Annotated in this window: 3 protein-coding genes; all 3 read right to left on the reverse strand. The window is 73.4% G+C overall.

All coding sequences use genetic code 11. The features are described from left to right. Positions 1-4 precede the first annotated feature (4 nt). Positions 5-2,584: a LamG-like jellyroll fold domain-containing protein gene (locus tag ABT336_RS14010; RefSeq protein WP_350896957.1), complete on the reverse strand. Its 2,580-nt coding sequence runs from the start codon at positions 2,582-2,584 to the stop codon at positions 5-7. Positions 2,585-2,722: 138 nt separating this feature from the next. Further along, positions 2,723-2,923, reverse strand: coding sequence for a hypothetical protein (locus ABT336_RS14015; RefSeq protein ID WP_350896958.1), 201 nt, complete (start codon positions 2,921-2,923; stop codon positions 2,723-2,725). Positions 2,924-2,964: 41 nt separating this feature from the next. Continuing rightward, a complete protein-coding gene (locus ABT336_RS14020) occupies positions 2,965-6,486 on the reverse strand; it encodes a hypothetical protein (protein ID WP_350896959.1) in 3,522 nt (1,173 codons plus the stop codon). Between the last annotated feature and the right edge of the window lie 17 nt (positions 6,487-6,503).

Consider the following 6,503-nt stretch of genomic DNA (forward strand, 5'->3'; position numbering starts at 1 on the left):
TCGTTCAGCTCGGGAAGGCGATCCGCCAGCGGCCCTGACTGACCTGCTGACCCTTGCGACGCCAGGTGAAGACGTGTCGCCGGTCGCCGTCGAAGGGACTGAAGTCCGCGGCGTAGGCGTACTCGTCCTGGTAGACGTTGTAGAGGTCGAACTCCAACTGCCCGGCGGCCAGGCGCAACAGGGCGCGCAGCTCGTGCGCGCCGATGGAGACCCCGTCCACTGTCAACGCCTGGAAGTTCCCGCGCGCGGCGTGCACGCTCACGAGCCCGTCGGAGGCGCCCTCCTTGAACGCGAAGCCCTCGGGGCGGCCCTCGATGCGGTGCCAGAACCGGTGGGAGTGGTGGAACCGGATGCTGGGGTGGACGTCGACGCCGTCGGGTGTCTGGGCCTGGAACAGCTCCAGGAACAGCACCCCACCGCCGGTCTGCTCCTCCCGACGCAGCTGGAGGTGGTCGGAGCCGGCGGTGGCCACGAACTGGGCGGCCTGGACCCGGTTCGCGCGTACCTCGGCGGCGTGTGCCACCGCCGCGTGCACGTCGATGAGGCCGGCCGACCCGTCGTCGGTGAACGCGATGCCCTCGGGGCGGGCCTCGATCCGGTGGCAGAACCTGCCGGAGTGGTGGAACCGGATGCCGGGATGGACGCCGACGTCGGCCGCCGTCGCCGCCTGGAACAGCTCCAGGAACACCGGTCGGCCCCCGGTCTGCGCCTCCCGACGCAACTGGAGGTGGTCGGTGACGGCCTGGACGGTCAGCCGGGACCCCGCGACTGTGGTCCCGACCCCGACGTTGTTGCCGACCGGGTTGATCGCCAGGGGGGCGTTGCCGTGCGACTGCACCCACGAGTACGTGCTGTCGTACCCGAGTCGCAGGTTCGGCTGGTGGGTCGGCCCGACGATCACACTGCCGCCGTTACCGTCACCGGTGTGGTCCACGACGTGCAGCCGGGCCTCGGGCGTCACGGTGCCCAGCCCCGCCGCGCGACCTGCGAAGACCAGCGGCGCGCGCTCCACCTCGACGGTGAGGACCCCGTCGAGGAAGCCGGGAACGTTGCGGTACGCCAACCGCACCGGTGCCCGTCCCGGGCCGACCAGACCGTGTACCTCGGTGAGGGTCAGCTCCCACCAGCCGTCCGGGGGCAGGATGGTGTCGACGCCCGGGACCAGGGTCCACTCCGCGCGCTGCCCGAGCGGTTCCCGTCGGACCTGCCAACCGCCACCGGCCGGGCCGGTCACTGCCAGACCCACCGCTCCGGCCGTACCGGCGTCTGTCAACGCCCAGTCCCGGGACTCCCCGGCCCCCTGCACCTCGAAGGAGAGCACCAGCTCCGTCGGGGCCGCCCCGTCCGCACCGGTGAGCGGTACGGCGACGTCCCGGGACAGGTTCGCCACCCGCAGCCGCAGGGTGCTGGCGGCGCTGCCGTCGCTGAGCACCCGGTCGCCACCGACCAGCCCCAGATGCAGGGGTACGTCGGGGCGACCCCGGTGGTTGACGATCTCCAACACCTGGTGCCGGGAACCGGTCAGCTCGGTCGGCTCACCGACGTACCCGAGCCGTCGGTAGCCCAACTCCACCCGGCTGCCCCGGGTGCCGCCGGTCGCGTCGGCGCGCATCCCGGTCAACTGCAGTTCGGTGCTCCGCCCGGCGGCGATCGTGGTGGCCTCCGGCGCGCGCAGGAAGCAGGTGGTCAGGTCGGCGTCGGTGGCCAGGGTCCAGCCCGGGACCGACAGGGCCGGGGTGGACCCGGCGGCCAGCACCCCGGCCCGGAACCGCAACGCCAGGTGGTGCTCCTGCGCCGAGACCGGCCCGACCCCCGGTGACAGGGTCAGGTCGTGTCGGGACGAGTTCGTCAGCCGGAGGGTGAGGGTCTGCCCGGCCGGGGCGTCGTCGATCCGGAGCACCGGTTGCTCGTCGGCGTCGACGAGCGCGAAGGCGAGCGGGTGGGTACGGACGAACGACGGCCGGACCGCCTGCCCCGCCCCCATGTCCCGGCGGATCTCCTCCGCCGAGCGGGTGCCGTCGTGGACCCGGAGCTGGGCCGCCGACAGGGCCAGATGTCCACCCGACCCGTCCGGGTCCCGGCCGAGCGTGAACGGGGCCGGCACGGTCCGGACCGGACCGGGCAGCGGGGTCTCGGCCACCACCACCCCGTCGACCAGCACCCGGGCCACAGTGTCGTCGCTGGTCACCGCCACGTGGTGCCACTCGCCGAAGGGCAGCGTCCCCGGTGGGGTGTCGTGCTTGACGTGTCCGTCGGTGGTGGTGAGCTGGTGGACGAGACGACCGTCGCCGAGCAGCCACAACGTGAAGCCGTCGGCCTGCCCGAACAGGACCCCCGCCGTGTCGGCGGGCATCGGGGCGACCCGTACCCAGACCTGGGCGGTGACCGCCGCCGACAGCGCCGATTCGCTGACGACAGCGTCGGGGCCACCACCCAACTCCAGGCAGCTGCCGAACCGCTCGTCGGGCCGGATCACCGGCGACCCCTCCACCCGACCGGTGGTCCGGGCGGTGGGGGTGCCGACCACCGTGGGTCCCCCCGCCAGGTCGTCGAGCCACCAGTGCAGCAACAACCGCTCGCTCACGCCGCCACCTCGCTTCGCTCGGCGTCGGCATGAGTACCGACAACGATGGTTCGCTCGCCCTGCTCGCTCACGCCGCCACCTCGCTTCGCTCGGCGTCGGCATGAGTACCGACAACGATGGTTCGCTCGCCCCGCTCGCTCACGCCGTCACCTCGGTGGGGGTCGTCCCGGGCGGGGACTGCGGCACGTCGGGGGTGGTGCCGGGCTGCTGGAGCTGCGCGCCGGCCTGCTGGCCGATCGTCTCGATCAGACCGAACACCCTGACGTACGGCAGTTGCCCGAGCGCCTCCAGGACGGTGTTCGTCTGTTCCAACGAGAGGTGCAGGGTGATCTGCGGCATCGGTGTCTTCCTCGATCCGGCGGTAGGGCCCGGGTGGTGGCTCATCGGGTGGGTGCGGGTGGGGTGCGCAGGGCGAGCCAACCCTCACGTGCGGTCAGGTCGGTGGGGAAACCGGCCTGCGGGCCGGGCGGGTCGTCGGTCTCGGTCCAGCCCGTGGCGTCGCGTTCCCGCCAGGTCCAGCGTCGCCCCGACTCGCTGGGCAGGGCGAGACCGATCCCGGCGGCGTCGGTGAGCACCGGGGCGACCAGGAAACCGGTCTCCAGGCGGGCCAGCGCGTCGTGGTGGTGGGCGGTGTCGAGACGGACCGAGACGGTGGGCAGGACTCCGGTGGTGGCGTGGATCGCCCCGGCGGGTTCGAGCAGGACCGTCAGGGTCTCGTCGGGCAGCCCGAAGGCCAGCCGCAACGGCGGGTCGTCGGCTGTCGTCGGGACGTCGTGGTAGTCGGCGTCCAGGGTGCCGTCCGGCAGGTGCCGCCAGAAGCCCAGCACTCCGTCGCCGAGCCGGCCGTGTTCCCCGATGCGGACCGGGAACCGGACCAGGGGAAGGTCGTTCGTCTCCCGACCGGCCCGGTCGAGATCCTCGCGGAACACGTTCCAGTCCTGGTGGATCGGGGGTGGGCCGAGCAGGTCCAACCCGACGGTGAGTCGCACCACAGCGACGGGGCGGCCGGTCAGCCGGGCCCGGAGCAGGTGGGTGTCGGCCCCTTCGGGCTCCACCGCGTCCAACGCGTCGTCCAGGCCGCCGAGGAGTTCACCGAAGCGGGTGGGACCGTACTGGCGTAGTCGGGAGACGACGGCCCGCAGCCGTGGGTTGTCGATCTCCTCGACGGCGGGGACCCCGGTGCTCGGGGCCGCCTGCCACAGCGCCAGCTCAGGCCGGTGCGGGTCGGACGTCGGATAGAGGGTGCCGAGCCACCCGCCGGAGGCGGCGTGGACCCGGAGCCCGTCGTCGAGGACGTCGGGGAGCAGCCACCCGCAGACCGGGGAGGATTCCACCAGCCCGCTGCACGGCTTGTCGTTGTCGGCGTCGAGCAACAGCAGCCGCAGGCGGGCCGGAGCGGCCAGTCGCGGCGGCATCGCCACCCGTCCCGGCCGTTCGTCGTCGCGCAGCGGGGTCGCGGCGGCGAGCCGGTCGACGGGTACGTCGTGTCCGACGCCGAAGTTGTCGACGATGCGGAGTCGGTTCAGGTGCAGCAGACCGGCCCGGATCGGGTTGAAGTCGGCCAGCGGCACCGGTGCCTGCCGGTTCTGGTCCCCGACCCGGTCCCGGACCTGCGCGGCCAGCTCCTGGTCGCCGGGGAACCCGAGCGGGTCGGCGATCGGCAGTTGGCGGGTCAGTCGACGCATGACCAGGGCGTCGTTGAACCCGCCGAGGCTCTGCGCGAGGTTGCTGCTCTCGTACGTCGCCAGGTGGGCGTACGCGGCGGCGAGGGTGCGTACCCGTGGGTCGTCGGTCTGGTCGGCACACCAGCGCAGCAGCGGGTCGGGGTCGAGCCGGGTCTGCTCGGGGCTGACCGGGTCGGCTCCGGCGGCCCGGCGTTCCTCGTTGTAGCGGCGCAACGGCTCACCCGCCAGGTACCGCAGGATCCGGGTGGAGAGCACCGGACGGGCGGCGGAGGAGAGCACCGTCGTCCCGGTGTAGCTGGTGGCCGCCGTGTCGGTGACCGCCCTGCCGGGGCGGGGGGTCAACTCCACCTCGTCGGGGTGCAGCCGGTAGTTGGTCTCCACGAACCCGGGGTCGTAGTCGCGCCCGTGTGGACCGAGGTTCGTGCCGGCGCTGACCGGGAAGAACTCCACCTCCCAGTGCAGCAGGACCGGGTGCCACGGCTGACCGGTCCACCGGCGCAGCGCCGGATGCGGTTCACCGAGGGTGTCCAGGTGGGCCTCGATCCGGTCGCCGGCTTCGGCCAGGGTCGTCGGGTCGGTGGGCTCCGGCAGCTCCAGCGCGGTGGTCGGCAGGACCCCGCCGGGGTGCTCGTCGTCGCGGCCGTACCGGTCCGACGGGGTGGCCGCCGCCCCGGTGACCAGCACCACCGGCTCGTTCGGCAGGAAGTACGGCGCTTCGGGCAGGTGCTGCAGCCGGTATCCGAGCCCGTCGGGGGCCGTGGCGTTGACCGCGTCCACCACCTGTTCCACGGCGCGTCGGGCGGCCAGGAGCCGGTGGGCCAGGGTGTCGCCCGGTCCGGTGGGCGGGAACTCGCCGGTCTCGGCGACCGCCCCGTCGAGGTCGGCCATCTGCCGCCGTAGGTACTGCGCGACCAGGTCCGGATCGGGGTAGTCGTGCGTCTCCTCCGGCGGGGGGTACGCACAGATCAGGTAGCGGTGCCAGTCGGCGAAGAGGCGTCGGCGTGCCCCGTCGACGTCGGCGCGCGCCCGGTCGTGGTCGGCCTGCGTCTCGTTGAGCGCGACCAGCAGGTCACCCAGCTCGGTGGGGAGGTCGGCGCGTTCCCGGGCGGCGGTGGTGCCGCCCCGTTCGGGGGCGGCGGCGACCAGCGTGGCGGCGTCGGTGTCCGGGGGTGCGTCCTGTGGGCGGACCGTCCAGCGCAGACCGGCGGGGACCGGGGTGAACGCCGTGGTGTGTCGGGCCTCGGCGAGCCGGATCGGCAGGTCCAGGGCGGCGGCTTCCAGTTCGTCGGCGTGGTCGAGCGCCTCCAGGAGCCGTTCCATCTCGTCGGGGGTGACACCGGGTAGTACCGCGCCGAGGTGACCGGCGAGGGCCTCGGTGGCGGTGTCGGCGAGCCGGACCCCGGTCCCCTCGTTTCCGGGTGGTGCCGTGGTGACGCCCTGCTCGTCGAAGGTCAACCGGCCGACGCAGACCATCCGCTGCGGGGGCGTGCCGTCGACAGGGGGCGTCGCCCAGCCGAGCCGGTCGGTGATCCGGTCGGACCAGGGGGCGACGTCGTCGGCGCGCAGGACCCTGGCCAGCTCGTCGAAGTCCCTACGGGAGTAGAACCCGAGCAGGTCGTAGCGGGTTCCGGCCGGGGGTCGGGTCGGGTGGTCGGGGTCGAAGAACCCGAAGACGCTGTACGAGTCGGGGTAGCCGGCGGCGAAGGTCGGTTCCCCGTGGCCGAGGGCGGTCAGCCGGGCCACCCGGTCGGTGTCGGGGCCGGGCCACTCGACAAGGGGCAGGGTGCGCCCCAGCCGTCGGTAGGGGCGACCGGTCGGGCCGGGGGGATCGTCGGGCGACAGCGGGTACCCGACAGCGTCGCCGGTGTCGGTGAGGGCGTCGCTCTCCACCACCCACCGGGTCCGGCCGCCGTCCGGGGCGGTACGGGTGACCAGCCACCGGTCGGGGACCCGGGGCGGCTCCTCGCCGTGGACCACCCGGGTCAGGGCGTCCGGAAGCGACCAGTGGAGGTGGACGCCGGCCGGGAGCGTGAACCCCTCCTCGAAGGGGGTCCGGAGCAGGGCGTCGCTCAGGTACGGCTGATCCGGGTTGACGTCGCGTCCGGTGGTGGCGTCCACGTACGGCAGGCGGCTGAAGTCGGCGGCGGGGCCGGTGACGTTCCGTTCGGTGGGAAGCCACAACGCGTCGATCTGAACAGGTACGGCGAGCACACGCATGGGGGCATTCCTCGAAA

The organism is Micromonospora sp. NPDC000207, from assembly GCF_040300925.1.
Classification (GTDB): Bacteria; Actinomycetota; Actinomycetes; order Mycobacteriales; family Micromonosporaceae; genus Micromonospora.

Coding starts and splice junctions, on each gene's coding strand:
- ABT336_RS14015 (WP_350896958.1), bottom strand. CDS start 2,923: ATGCCGCAGATCACCCTGCACCTCTCGTTGGAACAGACGAACACCGTC.
- ABT336_RS14020 (WP_350896959.1), bottom strand. CDS start 6,486: ATGCGTGTGCTCGCCGTACCTGTTCAGATCGACGCGTTGTGGCTTCCC.